Source organism: Rhodanobacter spathiphylli B39 (genome assembly GCF_000264295.1).
In the GTDB taxonomy this organism is placed as follows: domain Bacteria; phylum Pseudomonadota; class Gammaproteobacteria; order Xanthomonadales; family Rhodanobacteraceae; genus Rhodanobacter; species Rhodanobacter spathiphylli.
Genome location: NZ_AJXT01000011.1, coordinates 1 through 19,591 on the forward strand (window position 1 = coordinate 1; position 19,591 = coordinate 19,591).

Below are 19,591 nucleotides of genomic sequence, written 5' to 3' on the forward strand. Positions count from 1 at the left end.
CCTCGTGAAAGCTTTTTTCGAGATTGTTTGGAGCAGGAACCTTCGCAGCAGGACGTCTCGTCGAAGGGGCGTGAATCATAGCGCCATGCAACCGATCTTGGAAGGGGGCGCGACATTTTTTTGCAACATCGTTTCCTCACGGCGAGCGTTCCATGCCGCACTACACTGGCCCGCAACCTTTCATGGCGGATGCGCAAGTGATGAGACGGTGGCTGACCACGATTCCGTTCCTGCTGGCTGCGTGCTCCTGCAGTACAAGGACACATGAAGCTCCGACCGCAGTCGCACTGGACGGCCATCGGTTCTCGGTCGAACTGGCCACGGACGATGCCGGTCGCCAGCGTGGCCTGATGATGCGCACCACGCTGGCGGCCGATCACGGCATGCTGTTTGCGTTTCCCGCGAGCGGCCCGCAGGCCTTCTGGATGAAGAACACGCTCATTCCGCTGGACATCCTGTACTTCGACGAGCAAAAGCGGCTGGTTTCGGTGCAGCAGAATGTACCGCCCTGCAAGGCCGATCCCTGCCCGGTCTATCCAAGCGCCGCGCCGGCAATCTACGTGCTGGAGCTGCCGGCAGGCACCGCGCAACGGATGGGTTTCAGGGCGGGCGACGTGCTGAAGATCGACGGCGAGCTCGGTGCGGTGCGCTGAACCGCGGCGCGTGGCGTGTCGAGCATGCCGACGCGATAGGGAATGAGATCTTCGGGGCGCAGGTTCTCCAATGCGTCCCAGTCGTCTTCAAAGGGAATGAACTGCTGCATGAGATGCTCCCGCATGGCGCGCCGCGGACCGGGCGCAGGAACATCAGAGCAGGCGGCCCGGTCAGTGCGCTGACGGAATCGGGCCGTTTGCTGGCGGGAATCGGCGCTCAGTCGAGCTCGATCATCTCGAAGTCGTCCTTGGTGGTGCCGCAATCCGGGCACGTCCAGGTATCGGGCACGTCTTCCCAACGGGTGCCGGCAGGAATGCCCTCATCGGGTACGCCGATGGCTTCGTCGTAAATGTAACCACACACAACGCACATCCACTTGCGGACGGCGGTCTCGCTGGAACTCTGGCTCATGATCGGATTTCTTCGAATCGCAGGATAATTGCCCATTCTCGCAACTCGACCGCGAATACGAAAGCGCGGGTCGGACGCACCCACCAGACTTGCCGACATGAGGTCGCCACTTGAATACACGCGGAATGCCGAACCGGCGCGGACTGTATGCCATCACGAACGGGCCACGGGCAGACTTGCTCGAAGCCACCGCGCTGGCGCTGGAAGGTGGCGCCCGGATGCTGCAATACCGGGATCTCGGCCGCGATGGGCAACGTCGCCATGCCGAGGCCAGCGCGCTTGCGGCGCTTTGTCGGGCGCACCATGTTCCGCTGATCATCGACCACGACATCGCCCTGGCCATGGAAGTCGGTGCAGACGGCGTGCACCTCGGTCGCGACGACGACGATCCGGCAGCGGTACGCGAGGCCCTGGGGCCGCAGGCGATCATCGGCGTCTCCTGCTACGACTCGCTGTCGCGGGCGCAAGCAGCGGCCCGCGCCGGTGCAAGCTACGTCTCGTTTGGTGCGTTCTTTCCGTCGTCGACCAAGCCGTTGGCGTCCCTGGCGCCGATCGACCTGCTGAGGCAAAGCGCCGCGCTGGGCATAGCGCGGGTGGCGATCGGTGGCATCACGCCGGACAATGGGCGGCCACTGGTTGAAGCGGGTGCGGACTACCTGGCCGCCGTTGCGTCGGTGCTTGCCGCCACCGACGTTCGCGCCGCCGCACGACGCTTCGACGACCTGTACTCCTCCGATCGGAATTCCGCATGACGACCAACCACGAACTCTTCCAGCGCGCCCGGCAATTGATGCCCGGTGGCGTGAACTCGCCCGTGCGCGCATTCAAATCCGTGGGCGGCGAGCCGTTCTTCACGGAACGTGCGGACGGCGCGTACCTGTGGGACGTCGAAGGCGATCGCTACATCGACTACGTGGGTTCCTGGGGCCCGATGATCGTCGGCCACAACCATCCGGCGGTGCGCGAGTCGGTTGAACGCGCCATCCGCAACGGACTGTCGTTCGGCACACCCTGCCCGGCCGAGGTCACGATGGCCGAGACGATCACCCGCCTGGTGCCCTCGATGGAAATGGTGCGCATGGTGAACTCCGGCACCGAGGCGACCATGTCGGCGATCCGGCTGGCGCGCGGCGCCACCGGTCGCAGCAAGATCGTGAAGTTTGAAGGCTGCTACCACGGCCACGGCGACAGCTTCCTGGTCAAGGCCGGTTCCGGTGCACTGACCTTCGGCGTGCCGACCTCGCCGGGCGTGCCCAAGGCCAATGCCGACCTCACGCTGACTCTCCCCTACAACGATCTGGATGCGGCCAGGGCGCTGTTCGCCGAGCAGGGGCACGAGATCGCAGGCCTGATCATCGAGCCCGTCGCCGGCAACATGAATTGCATCGCCCCGCTCGACGGTTACCTGCAGGGTCTGCGCGAGTTGTGCACGCAATCCGGTGCGCTGCTGATCTTCGACGAGGTGATGACCGGCTTCCGCGTGGCGCTCGGCGGTGCACAGGCGCATTACGGCGTGGCGCCCGACCTGACCACCTTCGGCAAGATCATCGGCGGCGGCATGCCGGTGGGCGCCTATGGCGGCAAGCGCGAACTGATGGAGCAGATCGCACCGGCCGGGCCGATCTATCAGGCTGGAACGCTGAGCGGAAATCCCGTGGCGATGGCTGCGGGCCTGGCCATGCTGGAGCTGGTCCAGGCGCCCGGCTTCCATGACCGGTTGGCCGCACGCACGCGGCTGCTGACCGACGGCTTCCAGTCGGTCGCCGATGGCGAAGGCGTGGCCTTCAGCACCAATCGCGTCGGCGGCATGTTCGGCCTGTTCTTCACCGCAGAGAAAGTGACGACCTACGCGCAAGCCACCGCAGCGGACAGCGCGCTGTTCAACCGCTTCTTCCACGGCATGCTGAAGCGTGGCGTGTACCTGGCCCCTTCCGCGTTCGAAGCCGGCTTCATGTCCAGCGCGCACAGCGACCAGGACATCGCCGACACGCTGGAAGCCGCCCGCGGCGCCCTGCGCGAGGCGAAGGGCTGATTCACCAGCTGCCGGTGTTCGGCATCGACGCCCACGGCTCACGCGGCGGCAACTGGCCTTCCTGCAGCAGCTCGACCGAGATCAGGTCGGGCGAACGCACGAAGGCCATGTGGCCGTCGCGCGGCGGGCGATGGATGGTGTAACCCATGTCCTGCAGGCGCTGGCAGGTGGCGTAGATGTCATCCACGCGAAACGCAAGATGGCCGAAGTTGCGCGCCGAACCGTAGTCTTCCTGCGAACCCCAGTTGTGGGTCAGCTCGATCTCGGCCTCCGGGCTCTCCGCCGCGGACAGGAACACCAGGGTGAACTTGCCCTCGGGCACTTCCTTGCGGCGCACCTCGCGCAGCCCCAGCCCCTCGCAGTAAAAGCGCAGCGACGCATCGAGGTCGCGCACGCGCACCATGCTGTGCAGATATTTCATTGCCGGCTCCGGATGTCCAGGTTTTTCAGCTTGCCGCGAAATCGCTCAAGGCCGCGTGCAGACGGGCCAAGCCATCGGCCAGTTCCTCGTCGGCAATCGTCAGTGGCGGCACGAAGCGCAGCACGTCGGGCCCGGCCTGCAACAGCAGCAGGCCATGCGCCGCGGCATGATCGAGGATCGCCGCCGCCTTGCCCCGATGCCCCTCGGCCAGCATCGCACCGATCATCAACCCGCGTCCGCGCACTTCGTCGAACAGGTTCAACTCGTGATTGATCCGGGCGAGGCCGGCGCGCAGGTCGTTCGCCTGCCGCTCCACGTTGGCCAGCACCGCGGGCGAACCCAGCTTGGCCAGCGCGACGCGGGCGACCGCCGCCGCCATCGGGTTGCCGCCGAAGGTGGTGCCGTGCGCACCGTACTGCATCACCTCGGCCACCCTGGGGCCGGCCAGCATCGCGCCGATCGGAAATCCGCTGCCCAGCGCCTTGGCCAGGGTCACGATGTCCGGCGTGACGCCGTCATGGGCATGGGCGAAGAGTGAGCCGGTGCGGCCCATGCCGCACTGGATCTCGTCCAGCACCAGCAAGGCGTCGTGCGCATCGCACAGCTCGCGGACGCGCTGCAGGAAGCCCGGCGCCGCAGGCAGCACGCCACCTTCGCCCTGGATCGGCTCCAGCATCACCGCCGCGAGGTCGTGGTTGGCGAAGGCCGCCTCCAGCGCATCGACGTCGTTGAACGCGGCGTGCACGAAGCCCGCCGGCAGGGGCTCGTAGCCCTCCTGGTATTTCGGTTGCGCGGTGGCGGTGACGGTAGCCAGCGTGCGTCCGTGGAACGAGCCGAAGAACGTGAGGATGATCCGCCGTTCCGGCGGACGCCCGTTCGCTGCCGCCCACTTGCGCACCAGCTTGATCGCCGCTTCGTTCGCTTCCGCACCCGAATTGCACAGGAACACCCGCTCGGCGAAGCCGGACGCTTCCACCAGTTCCGCGGCCAGGCGCAGCGGCGGTTCGGTGTAGAACACGTTGCTGCTGTGCCACAACTTGTGCGCCTGCGCGGTCAGCGCGGCCAGCAGGTCCGGGTCCTGATGACCGAGCGCATTCACCGCGATGCCGGCGCCGAAGTCCACGTAGTCGCGGCCCTCCGTATCCCACACCCGCGCCCCCTTGCCATGATCGAGCACCAGTTCACGCGGTTTGTAGACCGGCAACCAGTAACGCTTGCCCAGTTCGATCAGGTCGGAGGCTTGTTCGTGCATGTCGTTCTCGAAAAGTTGATGTCGGTGCGAACCGGACGGAATGCCACGCGTGCCACCTTGACGCCTGGTCGCGCTTGGCGCCGCGGTCCGGCAGGGGTTCCGAAGATCAGTCCAGGAACAGGTCCGGCAACAGGGGCGCCCCGGGCTGCACGGCGTAGCCGGACAGATCGCTGATCCCGGCCTCGCGCAGGACGTCCTCGTCGATCGCGAAATGGCCGGTGTATTCCGTCGAGCGCCGGGTCAGCATGGCGTGGGCGGCATCGGCCACGATCTCGGGCTTGCGGCAATGCTCGACCTTCACGCCATCAATCATGCCGATCGCCGCGGTGGCGATCACCGTGCGCGGCCACAGCGCGTTCACTGCGATACCCATCGGTGCGAACTCCGGGCTCATGCCCAGCACGCACAGGCTCATGCCGTACTTGGCGATGGTGTAGGCGGTATGCGGCGCGAACCATTTCGGATCGAGGTTCGGCGGCGGCGACAGCATCAGCACGTGCGGATTGGCCGCCTGTTTCAGATACGGCAGGCAACTGCGGGTCACCAGGAAGGTGCCACGGGTATTCACCTGCTGCATCAGGTCGAAGCGCTTCATCGGCGTCTCGGCGGTGCCGGCCAGCCAGATCGCGCTGGCGTTGTTCACCACGATGTCGATGCCGCCAAAATGTTCGGCGGCCCGTGCGGCGGCCGCGACCACCTGCTCTTCCTCGCGGATGTCCACCTGCAAGGCCAGCGCCTTGCCACCGGCCGCCTCGATCTCCGCGGCCGCGGTGTGGATGGTGCCCGGCAGCTTCGGGTTGGCCACGTTGCTCTTCGCCGCGATCACGATGTTGGCGCCGTCGCGCGCAGCGCGCAGCGCGATCGCCAGACCGATGCCCCGCGACGCGCCGCTGATGAACAAGGTCTTGCCGGCCAGCGTATCCATGATGTGTCGAATCCTCGAAAGGGAAAGTGCAGACAGGCAGTCTAGCGGGTGACGACTATGCCTTCTGGAAACGCGGCAGGATGTCGCGCAATTCGGCCAGGCGCAGCAGGGGGTCGGTCAGCTCCAGCATGCCTTGCTGCTCGGCGACATCCAGCGGCAGCAGTTCGGCCAGGCGCAGACCGAGCCAGCTGGCATCCTCGTAGGCGGCGCGTGGCGCATCGCGCCAGTGGGGCGCCATGGTTTCGATCAGGCGCTCCAGGATGCTCTGCAGCAGCGCGAACTCCACCGGCACTTCCACGGTCGGTTCGTCCGGCCAGATTTCCACTTCGCCGCGCAGCAGGCCGTCCGATCTTGCCCGACTTCGTGCCACCCGAAAGCGCCGTCCGCCGGTGGCCATGATGCCGAGGAGGCCACTTTCATCGGTGTTGAAGTCATGGATGTGCGCCATCGTGCCGATCGCGGCGGGCACCGCCGGCGCACCGGTTTCCTGTCCCTGCAGGATCAGGCAGACACCAAAGCCGGTGCCGTAACGCGTGCACTCGCGCACCAGATCGATATAGCGCGGCTCGAAGATGCGCAATTGCAACTTGCCGGCCGGAAACAGCACGGCAGGCAGCGGGAACAGCGGCACCTCGATCAGCGGCGGATGGGAACGGGCAACCATGTCCTGAGTGTAACGACAGCGATGGGCACGGTCACCGCCGGCCGCTCAGGCCTGGCGCAGGCTTTCCACGAAGCGACGCGGGGCCGCCTCGAAGCCGCCGTTGGACATGAACACCACCTGGTCGCCCGGTCGCACCTGCTCGCGCAGGTGGTCGATCAGTGCATCGACCGTCGCGGCCGTGGCGCCGCGGCCGTCCAGCGCGTCGGTCACCCGGTGCGCATCCCAGGGCAATTCCGGGCGCTGCAGAAAGACCACGGCATCGGCGTCGGCAAGCGACGGCGCCAGCGCCTCGGCATGCGCGCCCTGGCGCATCGAATTGGAGCGCGGCTCCAGCGCGACCAGGATGCGCGCCGTTCCCACGCTGGCACGCAGGCCGGCCAGGGTGGTGGCGATCGCGGTGGGATGATGGGCGAAGTCGTCGTAGACGCGGATGCCGTCCACCTCGCCGACCAGTTCCATCCGGCGCTTGGCGCTCTCGAAGCTGGCGAAGGCGGACAACAGCGCTCGCGGATCGGCACCGGCGGCAGCCGCCGCGGCCAGCGCCGCCAGCGCGTTCATCACGCTGTGGTGGCCGAGCAGGGTCCAGCGTATTTCGCCCAGCCGTTCGCCACGGTGATACACGGCAAAGGCCGAGCCGTCCGTCTCGATCAGGCTGGCCTGCCAGTCGCCGCGGCCGATGCCGAAGGTTTCCACCGGCGTCCAGCAACCCATCGCCAGCACTTCGGCCAGGCGCTCGTCGTGCGCGTTGACGATCAGCCGGCCGTTGCCGGGCACCGTGCGCACCAGATGATGGAACTGGCGCTGGATCGCCGCGACATCGGGAAAGATGTCCGCATGGTCGTATTCGAGGTTGTTGAGGATGGCGATGCGCGGACGGTAGTGCACGAACTTCGAGCGCTTGTCGAAGAACGCGGTGTCGTATTCGTCCGCCTCAATCACGAAAGGCGCCGCCGCAGGCGGCACAACACTCCCTTCTCCCCTCGGGAGAAGGTGGCGCGCAGCGCCGGATGAGGGTTCGGGGCCCGCGTATGCCTGCTTGCCCCCCAGCCGTGCCGACACCCCGAAATTCCCCGGCACTCCGCCGATCAGGAAGCCCGGTGCCAGCCCCGCGCTCTCGAGCAGATGCGCCAGCAGGCTGGTCGTGGTGGTCTTGCCGTGGGTGCCGGCCACCGCCAGCACGTCGCGCCCGGCCAGCACGGTCTCGCCCAGCCACTGCGGCCCGGAAATGTAGTTCAACCGCGCATCGAGCATGTACTCGACGGCGGGGTTGCCGCGCACCATCGCATTGCCGACCACCACCCGATCCGGCGCCGGCTGCAGGTGCTGCGCGGTGTAGCCACTCATCAGGCCGATGCCCAGCGCTTCCAGCTGGGTGCTCATCGGCGGATACACGTTGGCGTCGGAACCTTCGACCGTGTGGCCGAGTTCACGCGCAAGCGCGGCGACGCCACCCATGAAGGTGCCGCAGATACCGAGGATGTGCAGGCGCATGCCGAACGACTCCGTGAAGTCCGCCGGAGCGGAAGTGCTCAGCCGTTCGCGGCAGCGGGCTCGCGGCGCAGGGCCTGTTCGACCCGCGCGGTGACCTCGTCGAGCTCGCCGACGCCATCGACCACCTGCAGCTTGCCGCGGCTGGCGTAGAAATCGGCGACCGGCGCGGTCTGTTCGGCATACACGCCCAGGCGCTTGCGCACGGTGTCGGGATTGTCGTCGGCGCGGGCTTCGGCCTTGAAGCGGATCTCGCAGCGACCGATGATCGCGTCGTTCGGCACGTCCAGCTTGATCACCGCATCCAGTGGCTGGCCGAGCCTGGCCAACAGGTGGTCGAGCGCGTCGGCCTGGGCCAGGTTGCGCGGATAGCCATCGAGGATGAAGCCGGCTTTCGCGTCAGGCTGGGCCAGGCGCTCTTCCAGCATGCCGAGCAGGATGTCGTCGGAAACCAGCTGGCCGGCATCCATCACCGCCCTGGCCTTGAGTCCCATCGCGGTACCCGCGGCCACCGCGGCGCGCAGCATGTCGCCGGTCGAGATATGCGGTACGCCCAGCGCCGTCTTCAATCGGGCTGCCTGCGTACCTTTGCCCGAGCCGGGCGCACCAAGTAGGACGAGTCGCATAATGCTCCACAAGTTCGACGTACTGCCGCACACTGCAACAGTCCGTCCGATATCCCGGATATTGTGCGCCAAATTAGCCGCTGCACCCCAAGCCGTCAAACGGCGGCAACCCCCAGGCACGCGCAAGTATCTGTCGCCAAAACCTTTGTTGCCGACCATGCGCAACACTTCATCGCCCGTATCGAGGAACCCATGAGCTCGAGTCGCCGTTCGCCCGTCCCTGCCGGAAACATCCTGTATGCCCAGTCCGGCGGCGTCACCGCCGTCATCAACGCCACCGCGGCGGGGGTGATCGAAGCGGCCCGCGGCCGGGGCGTGAAGGTGTATGCCGCCCGCAACGGCATCCTGGGCGCGCTGCGCGAAGAGCTGATCGACACCTCGAAGGAGTCGGCCAGCGCGATTGCCATGCTGCGCCACACGCCCGGCGGCGCGTTCGGTTCGTGCCGCTACAAGCTGAAATCGCTGGACGACAATCGCGCCGAGTACGAGCGGCTGATCGAGGTTTTCCGGGCGCACGACATCCGCTGGTTCCTCTACAACGGCGGCAACGACTCGGCCGATACCGCGCTGAAGATCTCGCAGTTGGGCAAGGCGATGAACTACGACATCCGCTGCATCGGCGTGCCGAAGACGGTGGACAACGACCTGGCCGTCACCGACTGCTGCCCCGGCTTCGGCTCGGTGGCGAAGTACACGGCGATCTCCACCCTGGAAGCCAGCCTCGACGTGGCCTCGATGGCCGAGACCTCGACCAAGGTGTTCATCCTCGAAGTGATGGGCCGCCACGCCGGCTGGATCGCCGCCGCCGCGGGCCTGGCCGGCGAGGGCGCCGATGCGCCGCCGCACATCATCCTGTTCCCCGAGAACGCCTTCGACGAGGCGGCCTTCCTGGCCAAGGTGAAGGCCACCGTCGAGCGCGTCGGCTGGTGCACCGTGGTCGCCTCCGAAGGCGTGCGCAACGCGGCGGGCCAGTTCCTCGCCGAAGCAGGCACGCGCGACGCCTTCGGCCATGCGCAACTGGGCGGCGTGGCGCCGGTGCTGGCGGCGCTGGTGAAGGAAAAGCTCGGGTACAAATACCACTGGGCGCTGCCCGACTACCTGCAACGCTCGGCGCGCCATGCAGCGTCGAAGGTCGACGCCGAGCAGGCGCATGCCGTGGGCCGGGCCGCGGTGGAATACGCGCTGGCCGGGATGAACGCGGTGATGCCGGTGATCGTGCGCACGTCCGATGCACCGTATCGCTGGAAGATCGAACCGGCGCCGTTGGCGAAGATCGCCAACCGCGAGAAGAAGATGCCGAAGGGCTTCATCAGCCGCGACGGTTTCGGCATCACCGCCGCCGCGCGCCGCTATCTGGCGCCGTTGATCCGGGGCGAGGCGGCCCTGCCCTACGGCAAGGATGGCCTGCCACGTTACGTGAGCCTGAAGAACGTCGCGGTGCCACGCAAGCTGGCCCCGTTCCAGCGCTGAACCGGCGCAGTCTGTGACCGTGTTCGCGGTGCTGAGCGCCACCTGAAACCGCCCTGCCGGAATCGGCTGGCGTTCAGCCGCAGCTTCCTACGATCCAACCTGCCCCGGTCGAACGCCGCATTGTCGCGGCCATTGCCGGGGGAGGAGACCCGAGATGAAACTCATCGCCCGCCTGCTCGTTGCGATCACCCTGCTCGGCGCCGGCAGCTTCGCGCTGGCCGCACCCGGCCCCGGGGATCATGGCCGCCATGGCCACGACCGCGGCAGTGATCGTCACCACGACAACCGCCGCGAGGATCACCGCCGCTACGAGGTCCGCCGCGACTACCGCCACCACGACGACCGGCGCTATGTGAGCCACGGCTATTACGGCCCGCGCCACTACGGTCACCCGCATCGCTGGGAACGCGGCCATCGCTACTACGGTCCGACTTATGTGGTGCGCGACTACGGCTACTACCGGCTGCGCCATCCGCCGCGCGGCTATCACTGGGTGCGCGCCGACAATGACTACCTGCTGGTCGCCATCGCCACCGGCATCATCCTGGATGTGGCGCTGCGCTAGAGCCGCGACAGGCTGAGGCATCGAGGGCCGCGTATTCGTACGCGGCCCTTTTCATTTCCTCGGTGGCGCTGCGCCGCACAACAGCCCGCGCCGCAACGTCTGCCTATACTCCCCGAGACCGCCCGTTCCGGACGGCCGCATACAACCCATGGGGAGGCTCCGATGCTGCAGCAGTATGGCTGGTGGATCGTTGTTGCATGTGCGTTAGTGGCGGTTTTGTATGGCGCGTTCTCCGCGCGCTGGATCCTGGCGCAATCGCCGGGCAACGAACGGATGCAGGAGATCGCCGCAGCGATCCAGGAAGGCGCCCGCGCCTACCTCAACCGCCAGTACACCACCATCGGCCTGGTCGGCGTGGTGCTGCTGCTGTTGATCGGTTTCTTTCTGAGCTGGCCGACCGCGATCGGCTTCCTGCTGGGCGCGCTGCTGTCGGGCGCGGCCGGCTATATCGGCATGAACGTGTCGGTACGCGCCAACGTACGCACCGCCGAGGCGGCTCGCGGCGGCCTGGGCAAGGCAATGGATGTCGCCTTCCGGGGCGGCGCGATCACCGGCATGCTGGTGGTCGGCCTGGCCCTGCTCGGCGTGGCCGGTTACTGGCTGCTGCTGAACCGCATGGGCATCAACGGTGAACCCGCCTTGCACGCGCTGGTCGGGTTCGCCTTCGGCAGTTCGCTGATCTCGATCTTCGCGCGCCTGGGCGGCGGCATCTTCACCAAGGGTGCCGACGTGGGCGCTGACCTGGTCGGCAAGGTCGAGGCCGGCATCCCCGAGGACGACCCGCGCAACCCGGCGGTGATCGCCGACAACGTGGGCGACAACGTGGGCGATTGCGCAGGCATGGCCGCCGACCTGTTCGAAACCTATGCGGTGACGGTGATCGCCACCATGCTGCTGGGCAGCCTGATGATCAGCGAGGTGGGCGCCAACGCGGTGCTGTATCCGCTGCTGCTGGGCGGCGTGTCGATCATCGCCTCGATCATCGGCACGCTGTTCGTCAAGGTGAAACAGGGCGGCTCGATCATGGGCGCGCTGTACAAGGGCGTGGTCGTCTCGGCCGTGCTGGCCGCTGCCGCGTTCTATCCGATCACCATGCAGCTGATGCCGGACTTCAGCCACGGCGCGATGAACCTGTGGGGCTGCACCCTGATCGGGCTGGCCCTGACCGGCGGCATCGTGTGGATCACCGAGTATTACACCGGCACCCAATACAAGCCGGTGCAGCATATCGCCGCCGCTTCCACCACCGGCCACGGCACCAACATCATCGCGGGCCTGGGCGTGTCGATGAAGTCCACCGCCTGGCCGGTGCTGGCCGTATGCGCCGCGATCTGGGGTGCGTTCGCCCTGGGCGGCCTTTACGGCATCGCGGTCGCCGCCACGGCGATGCTGTCGATGGCCGGCATGATCGTGGCGCTGGATGCCTACGGCCCGATCACCGACAACGCCGGCGGCATCGCCGAGATGGCCGACCTGCCACCGGAAGTGCGCGGCGTCACCGATCCGCTGGACGCGGTGGGCAACACCACCAAGGCGGTGACCAAGGGCTATGCCATCGGTTCGGCGGCACTGGCGGCGCTGGTGCTGTTCGCCGACTACACGCACAACCTCAGCCAGCACTTCAGCGGCTCCCTGGTCAGCTTCGACCTCTCGAACCATTACGTGATCATCGGCCTGCTGATCGGCGGCCTGATCCCGTACCTGTTCGGCGCGATGGCGATGGAGGCGGTCGGTCGGGCCGCCGGTGCGGTGGTGGTGGAAGTGCGCCGCCAGTTCCGTGACATCCCGGGCATCATGGCCGGCACCGCCAAGCCGGAATACTCGCGCGCGGTGGACATGCTGACCCGGTCGGCCATCCGCGAGATGATCATGCCGTCGCTGCTGCCGGTGCTGGTGCCGGTGCTGGTGATCTTCGGCTTCAAGTGGCTCGGTGGCCCCGAGGCCGGCGCGCAGGCGCTGGGCGGCGTGCTGATCGGCACCATCGTCACCGGCCTGTTCGTGGCGATCTCGATGACCACCGGCGGCGGCGCATGGGACAACGCCAAGAAGTACATCGAGGACGGTCATCACGGCGGCAAGGGCTCGGAGGCGCACAAGGCCGCCGTGACCGGCGACACCGTCGGCGATCCGTACAAGGACACCGCCGGCCCCGCAGTAAACCCCCTGATCAAGATCATCAACATCGTGGCTCTGCTGATGATCCCCCTGCTGTAATCGAAGCGACTCCCGCACGGCACTTCGCCGCTCTCCCGCACACCGGGAGAGCGGCGAAGCGGGGCCGGATCGAGACGACAGAATCCCGCCCCCGTGGCGGGATTCCTGTTCCAGGACTGGCGCTCCTGACTTTGGTCGGCAGCGGCCGTATGATCGGACGGTCGCGCTTCGACTGACCGCGGGCCGCACCGGCCACGTCCATCCCGTTCTTCGCGCACCTGGGGACACATCATGAAATCACTCTGGTTGATGCTGGCGCTTGGCGTCACACTGACAGGCATGACCGATATCCACGCCCGCGACACCACGCCCCCCGGGGCAGCCCCTGCCGCAAACGGCCACGACGACCCGTTCCTGTGGCTGGAAGACATCCACGGCACCCGCGCCATGGACTGGGTGAAGCAGCAGAACGCCACGACGGCGATGCGCTTCGTCGACAACGACGAATTCACCCGCACCCGCGACAGCATCCTCGAAGTGCTCGACTCCGACGCGCGCATTCCCTATGTGAGCCGGATGGGCAACCATCTGTACAACTTCTGGCGCGACAAGTCGCACCCGCGCGGCATCTGGCGGCGGACCACGCTGGCCGAATACCGCAAGGCCGAGCCGGCCTGGGAGGTGCTGCTGGACATCGACGCGCTGAACAAGGCCGAGGACAAGCGCTGGGTGTTCAAGGGCGTGCAATGCCTGAAGCCGGCGTTCGAGCGCTGCTTGGTGTCGCTGTCGCCGGATGGCGGCGACGCCATCGCCGTGCGCGAGTTCGACATACCGCACAAGCGCTTCGTGAAGAACGGCTTCGAGCTGCCCGTGGCGAAGACCCAGGTCGGCTGGATCGACGAGGACTCGGTCTACGTCGGCACCGATTTCGGGCCCGGCACGATGACCGAGTCGAGCTACCCGCGCATCGTCAAGCAGTGGCAGCGTGGCACCCCGTTGGCAAACGCCGCCGTCGTGTACGAAGGCAAACCGACCGACCTCGCCGTCAGCGCGTACCACGATCGCACACCAGGCTACGAGCGCGACTTCGTATCGATCGCCAGGGACTTCTTCCACAGCGAGCTGTATCAGCGCATCCATGGCAGCCTGGCCCGCGTCGAGGTGCCCGACGATGCCGAGGCCGATGCCCACCAGGCATGGCTGCTGGTGCGCACGCGCTCGCCGTGGACCGTGAACGGCACAACCTATCCGGCCGGCGCACTGCTGGCCACGCAGTTCGACCGCTTCATGGCCGGCAAGCGCGAGTTCACCGTGCTGTTCAAGCCCGATGCGCATACTTCGCTGGACTCCTACGCGTGGACCCGGCACCACCTGATCCTCAACCTGATGGACGACGTGAAGAGCCGCCTCGACGTGCTGACGCCGCCGCAGATGGCCACGCCCGATGGGGACTGGAAGCGCGCGGCGATGCCGGGCGCACCGGCGATGAGCTCGATCAGCGTGATCGACACCGACCCCGACCACAGCGACGAATACTGGCTCGACGTCACCGGCTTCCTGACCCCGTCGTCGCTGCAGCGCGGCGTGCTCGACAGCACGCCGGCCGAGACGGTCAAGCAGGCGCCGGCGTTCTTCGACGCCACGAAGTTCACGGTGAGCCAGCACTTCGTGAAGTCGAAGGACGGCACCAGCGTGCCCTATTTCGAAATCGCCCCGAAGGACCTCAAGCTGGACGGCGCCAACCGCACCCTGCTGTACGGCTACGGCGGTTTCGAAGTCTCGCTGCAGCCCTACTACAGCGGCAGCGTCGGCCGGGCCTGGCTGGAACGCGGCGGCGTCTACGTGATCGCCAACATCCGCGGTGGCGGCGAGTACGGCCCGCAATGGCACCAGGCCGCACTGAAGGCCAACCGCCCGCGCGCCTACGAGGATTTCGCGGCGGTTGCCGAGGACCTGATCAAGCGCAAGGTGACCTCGCCGAAGCATCTCGGGGCCGAGGGCGGCAGCAACGGCGGCCTGCTGATGGGCAACATGCTGACGACGTATCCGCAGCTGTTCGGTGCGATCGCCTGCGAAGTGCCGCTGCTGGACATGAAGCGCTACATCCACCTGTCGGCCGGTGCGTCCTGGATGGCCGAATACGGCAACCCGGATACCGCCGACTGGAACTTCATCAAGGCATTCTCGCCCTACCAGAACGTGAAGAAGGACGGCCATTACCCGCCCGTGCTGTTCTACACCGCCACCAGCGACGATCGCGTGGGGCCGGTGCAGGCGCGCAAGATGGCCGCGGAAATGCAGGCCCAGGGCCACCCGAACGTATGGTTCTACGAGAACCTCGAGGGCGGCCACGGCGCCGGCGCGGACAACCAGCAGTCCGCCCACATGCACGCGATGGCGTACGACTTTCTGTGGGACCAGCTGAAGTAGTCCGCCAAGCCCTGACTGCGTAACCCATCGCCCGGAACGGCCTCCGTTCCGGGCGATCTTCTTTCGGGGCGCGGGCGAAGCCGGGGAAGCCGCCCCGCTCGTTCGGCCACCGGCTTCCGCCTCACCGACCGGCGGATTCGTTCAATCATTATGGACGTCCAGACGTCCATATCGTGGTACGCATCCATTTGCGCAATGGCTGCATTTCTGCAGCCCGGGGCAGCAGCTGGGCAAGCCAATTGGCTTTGGCCGGTCCGGAAGAATTGGTTATGTAACGAAAGATTCCGGCATCTACCCTACATCCCCCAACGCTTCCCTAACAAAAACCTGACGCCCGGCGGACTCCCACAACCCGCCTTGTCACCCCATGTTGCCGGCCTCCCCAAGCCGGCATTCCCCCATGGAGCCAGCATCATGTCCACCAGTGCATCCTGGTTCGCGCCCCCTCCCCCGGGGCGAACCGGCAGCAACAGTCACGTCGCTGCGGCGGCGTCGAGCAAGCCCCTGGCGCGCCTTGCCCTGCTCGATGGCATGACGGGCAGGCATGCCGCGTCGCCCGGCGAGCCGGGCGCGGCGCATGCCGACGCCGCCGACGCGGCACGGGGTTTGCCCGAGCGCATACGCCGACTGATCAAGCTCGAAGGCAGCGCCGCGGCGATCGCCGATCGTTGCGGCTTTTCCGCCGGCGCCGTGCGCAACTGGCGCGACGGCCACAGTGACATCTCGCGCGAACGCTGCATCACCATGGCGCGAACCCTCGGTGTTTCGCTGCTGTGGCTGGTCGCCGGCGAGGGCCCGATGCACGCCGCCGACGAGCCGTCGCGCCCGGTCAGGCTGGTGCCGACGGCCACCGTCGAGCGGGTGGCTAGCGCGCCGGAATCCCTGCCCAGCCCGTCGCCTGCGGCGGGCCTGGACCCCCAGCTGCTGGCGGGGTCGCTGCGCCTGCTGCAGTCCTACATCGGGCTGCTCGGCGGCTCGCTGGATCAGTCCGCACGCGCGGACCTGCTGGCCGAACTCTACGGCGTCCTCGGGCACAGCCAGGGCGCCGAGCAGATCGATCGTCTGATGACCTTCCACAACAAGCTCAACGTGAAGCTCCGGAACAACCGGGGCCTGATCGCCTGAGCTTTTCACCTGCACCGGATTTTCATTTTGAGGTGGACGCGGGTTCGTTCCACCGGATCCGATGTCAATCACCACTGAAACGGGGAGCTACATGAAGAACCACGTAAATATCCAACGCAAGCCCGGCAGCCGACCGCTGGCCCATGCCGCGCTGGGCCTGGCGGCCGCCATCACGCTGGGACTGTATGGTGCCGGCGCCCTTGTTCCGGCTCACGCGCAGGCGACGACCGGCAGCATTTTCGGCCAGGCTCCCGCCAACAGCGGAGAGACCGTGAAGGTCAGCAACAACGCGGGCATCACCCGTGAAGTGGCGGTGGACGCGTCCGGCCGCTACACCGTGGACTCGCTGCCGCTGGGCGACTACACCGTGACCTTGCAGCGCGATGGCCAGGTGATCGACACGCGCTCGCACATCACGATGCGCGTGGGCGCCGGCACCGAGGTTTCCTTTGCCGCGCCGAACGCGGCGGACGCTCAGGTCCTGAGCGCCGTCACCGTGCAGGCCAATGCGCTGCCGAGCATCGACGTGACCGGTGTCGATTCGCGCACCGTCATCACCTCCCAGCAACTGGCCCGCCTGCCGCTGGCACGCAGCGCCGAGGCGATCGCGCTGCTGGCCCCGGGCGTGGTCGAAGGCAGCGGCCTGTTCAACGGCCTGAGCACCACCGGCGGCTCGGTCGTCTCGCTGGGCGGCTCCTCGGTCGTCGAGAACGCGTACTACATCAACGGCTTCAACACGACCGATCCGCTGAGCGGCTTCGGCGGTCTGACCCTGCCCTACGGCGCGATCGACCAGCAGGAAGTGCTCAGCGGCGGCTACGGCGCCGCCTACGGCCGCTCCGACGGCGGCGTGATCAGCCAGGTCGGCAAGCGCGGCACCAACGAATGGCATTTCGGTGGCCAGGTGCAGTGGACGCCCAGCAGTCTGCAGGGCGACCCGAAGAACTTCTACTACGTCAACGGCGACGGTTCGCGCGGCAGCATCTATCGCCGCCGCAACGACAACAAGTCATGGACGACCACCGTCGACGCCTACGTCGGCGGCCCGCTGATCAAGGACAAGCTGTTCTTCTTCGCCGCCGTCGAGGCCGAGCGCGAGCAGGGCCTGGGCGACTCCAACAGCGCAGTCGACCGCGGCGTGGGCCCGGTGACGGCGCCGTTCATCACGCATACGCGCGAAGACCGCCCGAAGTGGTACGGCAAGCTCGACTGGAACATCAACGACAGCAACGTGCTTGAGTTGACCGGTGCGTCCAGCAAGGACTCGTACGAGGGCTCGACCTACAACTACGACTACGACAGCGACAAGCAGACCGATTACGTCGGTGGCGCGACCTCGACCAAGAACGGCGCCGACCTCTACTCGGCCAAGTTCACCAGCTACATCACCGACGACCTCACGGTGAGCGCGTTGTACGGCAAGATGAAGGGCACGTACTACAGCGACACGCCCGGATTCGATCCGACCAACCCGTACCTCTTCCATCCGGAAAACCAGAACCCGGACGTCACCGGCGGCGACATCATCACCAACAACCAGACGGTGTCGACGATCAACCTGCCCGGGCATCGCTCGACCAACACCAACCTGCGCCTCGATGTCAGCTACAAGCTGGGCGATCACACGCTGACCGCGGGTATCGACAACCAGAACTCGTCGAACGTCGACGCGGGCACGTATTTCCCGCCCAACGGCCTCGGCTATGCCTGGTACTACGACCGGATCACCGACGGCGACGGCAACCCGCTGCCGAACCAGTACATCCTGGGCGGCCCGGGAACCGCGGCCGCGGGTGCCGACTGGCGCAACTCGCCGTGGGTTGCCGCCGCTGGCCCGGGCAGCAAAGGCTACTACGTCTACCAGTACCGCTACCACGACAACGGCTCGTTCCGCGTCGCGCAGCGGGCGCAGTACATCGAGGACAGCTGGCAGGTCAACGATCGCTGGCTGGTCAAGCTCGGCCTGCGCAACGACCAGTTCACCAACTACGGTGGCGACGGTCAGCCGTACCTGCGCCTGACCTCGCCGCAGTGGGCGCCGCGCGTGGGCTTCAGCTGGGACGTCAATGGCGACTCCAGCATGAAGGTCTACGGCAATGCGGGTCGTTACTACCTCGCACTGCCCAGCAGCGTGGCGCAGCGTTCGGCTGGCACCTCGCTGTTCACCAGCACCTACTACACCTACACCGGCATCGACGCCAACGGCGCGCCCACCGGGCTGACCCCGATCGACACCAGCGTCGGCGCCGGGCAGCCGCTGTCGAACAACGGCGAGTACGGCCAGGGCCGTGACCCGCGCACGGCAGCGTCGACCAACCTGAAGTCGGAATACCAGGACGAGTACATCCTCGGCTTCGACAAGAAGCTGGGTGACTCGTGGGTGTACGGTGCCAAGGCCACCTATCGCAACCTGCGCAACGCCATCGACGACATCGCCGACAACGTGTCGATCATCGCCAAGATGAACGCGATGGGCATCGACCCGAACAGCTACGACGCCACCCAGGTGCCGGGCAGCATCCTGATCAACCCGGGCGCCACCTCGGTCTTCAACATCCCGAAGCTGGCCGGCGGCTACTACACCGTGCAGATGGACTGGAAGAACGATTTCCACTTCAACACCACGATGAAGCGCAAGTACTACGGCCTGGACCTGTACCTGGAGCATCCGTTCGACGGCAAGTGGCAGGGCAAGGTCGACTACCTGTTCTCGCGCAGCTACGGCAACAGCGAAGGCCAGGTGAAGACCGACGTCGGCCAGACCGACGTGTCGGCCACCTCCGACTGGGATTACGCGCAGATCATGGACTACGCCAATGGCGAACTGGCCAACAGCCGGCGTCACCAGATCAAGGCGTACGGTTCGTATCAGCTGAACCCGGCGTGGATGCTGTCGGGCAACCTGACCGTCATGTCCGGCGCGCCCAAGAGCTGCCTTGGTCTGTATGCCAACAACACCAACCCGGGCCTGGGTTACGGCACGTACTATCACTTCTGCAATGGCCAGCCGTCGTCGCCGGGCGAGTCGCACAACCCGTGGACCTACCTGCTGAGCCTGAGCGCGGAATACCGGCCGGAATGGGCACAGCGCCGGCTGGGCTTCAACGTGATGGTCTACAACGTGTTTGACAGTCAGGAGACGACGCAGACCTACGCGCGTCAGGGCGTCAACTATCTGCGTCCGTTCACGGCGCAGACCCCACGCTATGTGCGTTTTGGCGTGAACTACGACTTCTGATCCGCCAGCAACACCGTGAAACGGGGCACCGCCGAGCTTTTCGGCGGTGCCTTTTTGTTTCACCGGCGGACACGGACGCCGCGGCAGGCGGCGGATTCCGGCTTGCCATCCGCGAGCCTTCACGACTGCAGCCGTG

16 protein-coding genes are annotated in these 19,591 nt (G+C 66.6%); 9 read left to right on the plus strand and 7 right to left on the minus strand.

All coding sequences use genetic code 11. The features are described from left to right. The first annotated feature begins 200 nt into the window (after window positions 1–200). Window positions 201–653 carry a DUF192 domain-containing protein gene (locus tag UU7_RS06430; protein WP_007806529.1) on the plus strand — a complete coding sequence of 151 codons (453 nt, stop codon included), beginning with the start codon at window positions 201–203 and terminating at the stop codon, window positions 651–653. Between the two features lie 217 nt (window positions 654–870). Here the strand turns inward: UU7_RS06430 and UU7_RS06435 are convergent, their stop codons facing one another. Beyond that, the gene (locus UU7_RS06435) at window positions 871–1,065 is read right to left on the minus strand and encodes a rubredoxin (RefSeq protein WP_040672978.1); all 195 of its coding nucleotides are present in this window, start codon (window positions 1,063–1,065) and stop codon (window positions 871–873) included. A 125-nt stretch (window positions 1,066–1,190) separates the two neighbouring features. Here UU7_RS06435 and thiE point away from each other — a divergent pair, with 125 nt between their 5' ends. Next, complete coding sequence (thiE, locus tag UU7_RS06440) at window positions 1,191–1,817, plus strand: thiamine phosphate synthase (RefSeq protein ID WP_007806533.1); 627 nt, start codon at window positions 1,191–1,193, stop codon at window positions 1,815–1,817. Then, window positions 1,814–3,097 carry a glutamate-1-semialdehyde 2,1-aminomutase gene (gene hemL / locus UU7_RS06445; RefSeq protein ID WP_007806535.1) on the plus strand — a complete coding sequence of 428 codons (1,284 nt, stop codon included), beginning with the start codon at window positions 1,814–1,816 and terminating at the stop codon, window positions 3,095–3,097. Before thiE ends, hemL begins: the two co-directional genes overlap by 4 nt. A gap of 1 nt (window position 3,098) precedes the next feature. Here the strand turns inward: hemL and UU7_RS06450 are convergent, their stop codons facing one another. The 6 genes from UU7_RS06450 to UU7_RS06475 all read right to left on the minus strand — a co-directional run bounded on the left by UU7_RS06450 (window position 3,099) and on the right by UU7_RS06475 (window position 8,473). Beyond that, window positions 3,099–3,518, minus strand: coding sequence for a lactoylglutathione lyase (locus UU7_RS06450; protein ID WP_007806537.1), 420 nt, complete (start codon window positions 3,516–3,518; stop codon window positions 3,099–3,101). Window positions 3,519–3,543: 25 nt separating this feature from the next. After that, window positions 3,544–4,770 carry an acetylornithine/succinylornithine family transaminase gene (locus tag UU7_RS06455; protein WP_007806538.1) on the minus strand — a complete coding sequence of 409 codons (1,227 nt, stop codon included), beginning with the start codon at window positions 4,768–4,770 and terminating at the stop codon, window positions 3,544–3,546. Window positions 4,771–4,876: 106 nt separating this feature from the next. Further along, a complete protein-coding gene (locus UU7_RS06460) occupies window positions 4,877–5,695 on the minus strand; it encodes an SDR family oxidoreductase (RefSeq protein WP_007806540.1) in 819 nt (272 codons plus the stop codon). Between the two features lie 55 nt (window positions 5,696–5,750). After that, window positions 5,751–6,359: an LON peptidase substrate-binding domain-containing protein gene (locus UU7_RS06465; protein ID WP_007806542.1), complete on the minus strand. Its 609-nt coding sequence runs from the start codon at window positions 6,357–6,359 to the stop codon at window positions 5,751–5,753. Between the two features lie 45 nt (window positions 6,360–6,404). Further along, window positions 6,405–7,850 (minus strand): UDP-N-acetylmuramate:L-alanyl-gamma-D-glutamyl-meso-diaminopimelate ligase, encoded by a 1,446-nt coding sequence (gene mpl, locus UU7_RS06470; RefSeq protein ID WP_007806544.1) that lies wholly within the window; start codon window positions 7,848–7,850, stop codon window positions 6,405–6,407. Window positions 7,851–7,888: 38 nt separating this feature from the next. Next, window positions 7,889–8,473, minus strand: coding sequence for an adenylate kinase (locus tag UU7_RS06475; protein WP_040672980.1), 585 nt, complete (start codon window positions 8,471–8,473; stop codon window positions 7,889–7,891). A gap of 192 nt (window positions 8,474–8,665) precedes the next feature. On the opposite strand from UU7_RS06475, the gene UU7_RS06480 reads away from it, so the two are divergent. The 6 genes from UU7_RS06480 (at window position 8,666) to UU7_RS06510 (ending at window position 19,455) form a co-directional block, all read left to right on the plus strand. Then, on the plus strand, window positions 8,666–9,943 hold the full coding sequence (locus tag UU7_RS06480; RefSeq protein WP_007806547.1) for a 6-phosphofructokinase: 1,278 nt from the start codon (window positions 8,666–8,668) through the stop codon (window positions 9,941–9,943). 154 nt (window positions 9,944–10,097) lie between these two features. Continuing rightward, on the plus strand, window positions 10,098–10,508 hold the full coding sequence (locus UU7_RS06485) for an RcnB family protein (protein ID WP_007806549.1): 411 nt from the start codon (window positions 10,098–10,100) through the stop codon (window positions 10,506–10,508). Between the two features lie 162 nt (window positions 10,509–10,670). Continuing rightward, window positions 10,671–12,722, plus strand: coding sequence for a sodium-translocating pyrophosphatase (locus UU7_RS06490; protein ID WP_007806551.1), 2,052 nt, complete (start codon window positions 10,671–10,673; stop codon window positions 12,720–12,722). Window positions 12,723–12,953: 231 nt separating this feature from the next. Further along, on the plus strand, window positions 12,954–15,092 hold the full coding sequence (locus UU7_RS06495; protein WP_040672982.1) for a prolyl oligopeptidase family serine peptidase: 2,139 nt from the start codon (window positions 12,954–12,956) through the stop codon (window positions 15,090–15,092). A gap of 414 nt (window positions 15,093–15,506) precedes the next feature. After that, window positions 15,507–16,217 carry a helix-turn-helix domain-containing protein gene (locus UU7_RS18275; RefSeq protein ID WP_162098639.1) on the plus strand — a complete coding sequence of 237 codons (711 nt, stop codon included), beginning with the start codon at window positions 15,507–15,509 and terminating at the stop codon, window positions 16,215–16,217. A gap of 91 nt (window positions 16,218–16,308) precedes the next feature. Beyond that, complete coding sequence (locus UU7_RS06510) at window positions 16,309–19,455, plus strand: TonB-dependent receptor (RefSeq protein WP_007806556.1); 3,147 nt, start codon at window positions 16,309–16,311, stop codon at window positions 19,453–19,455. Window positions 19,456–19,591 lie beyond the last annotated feature (136 nt).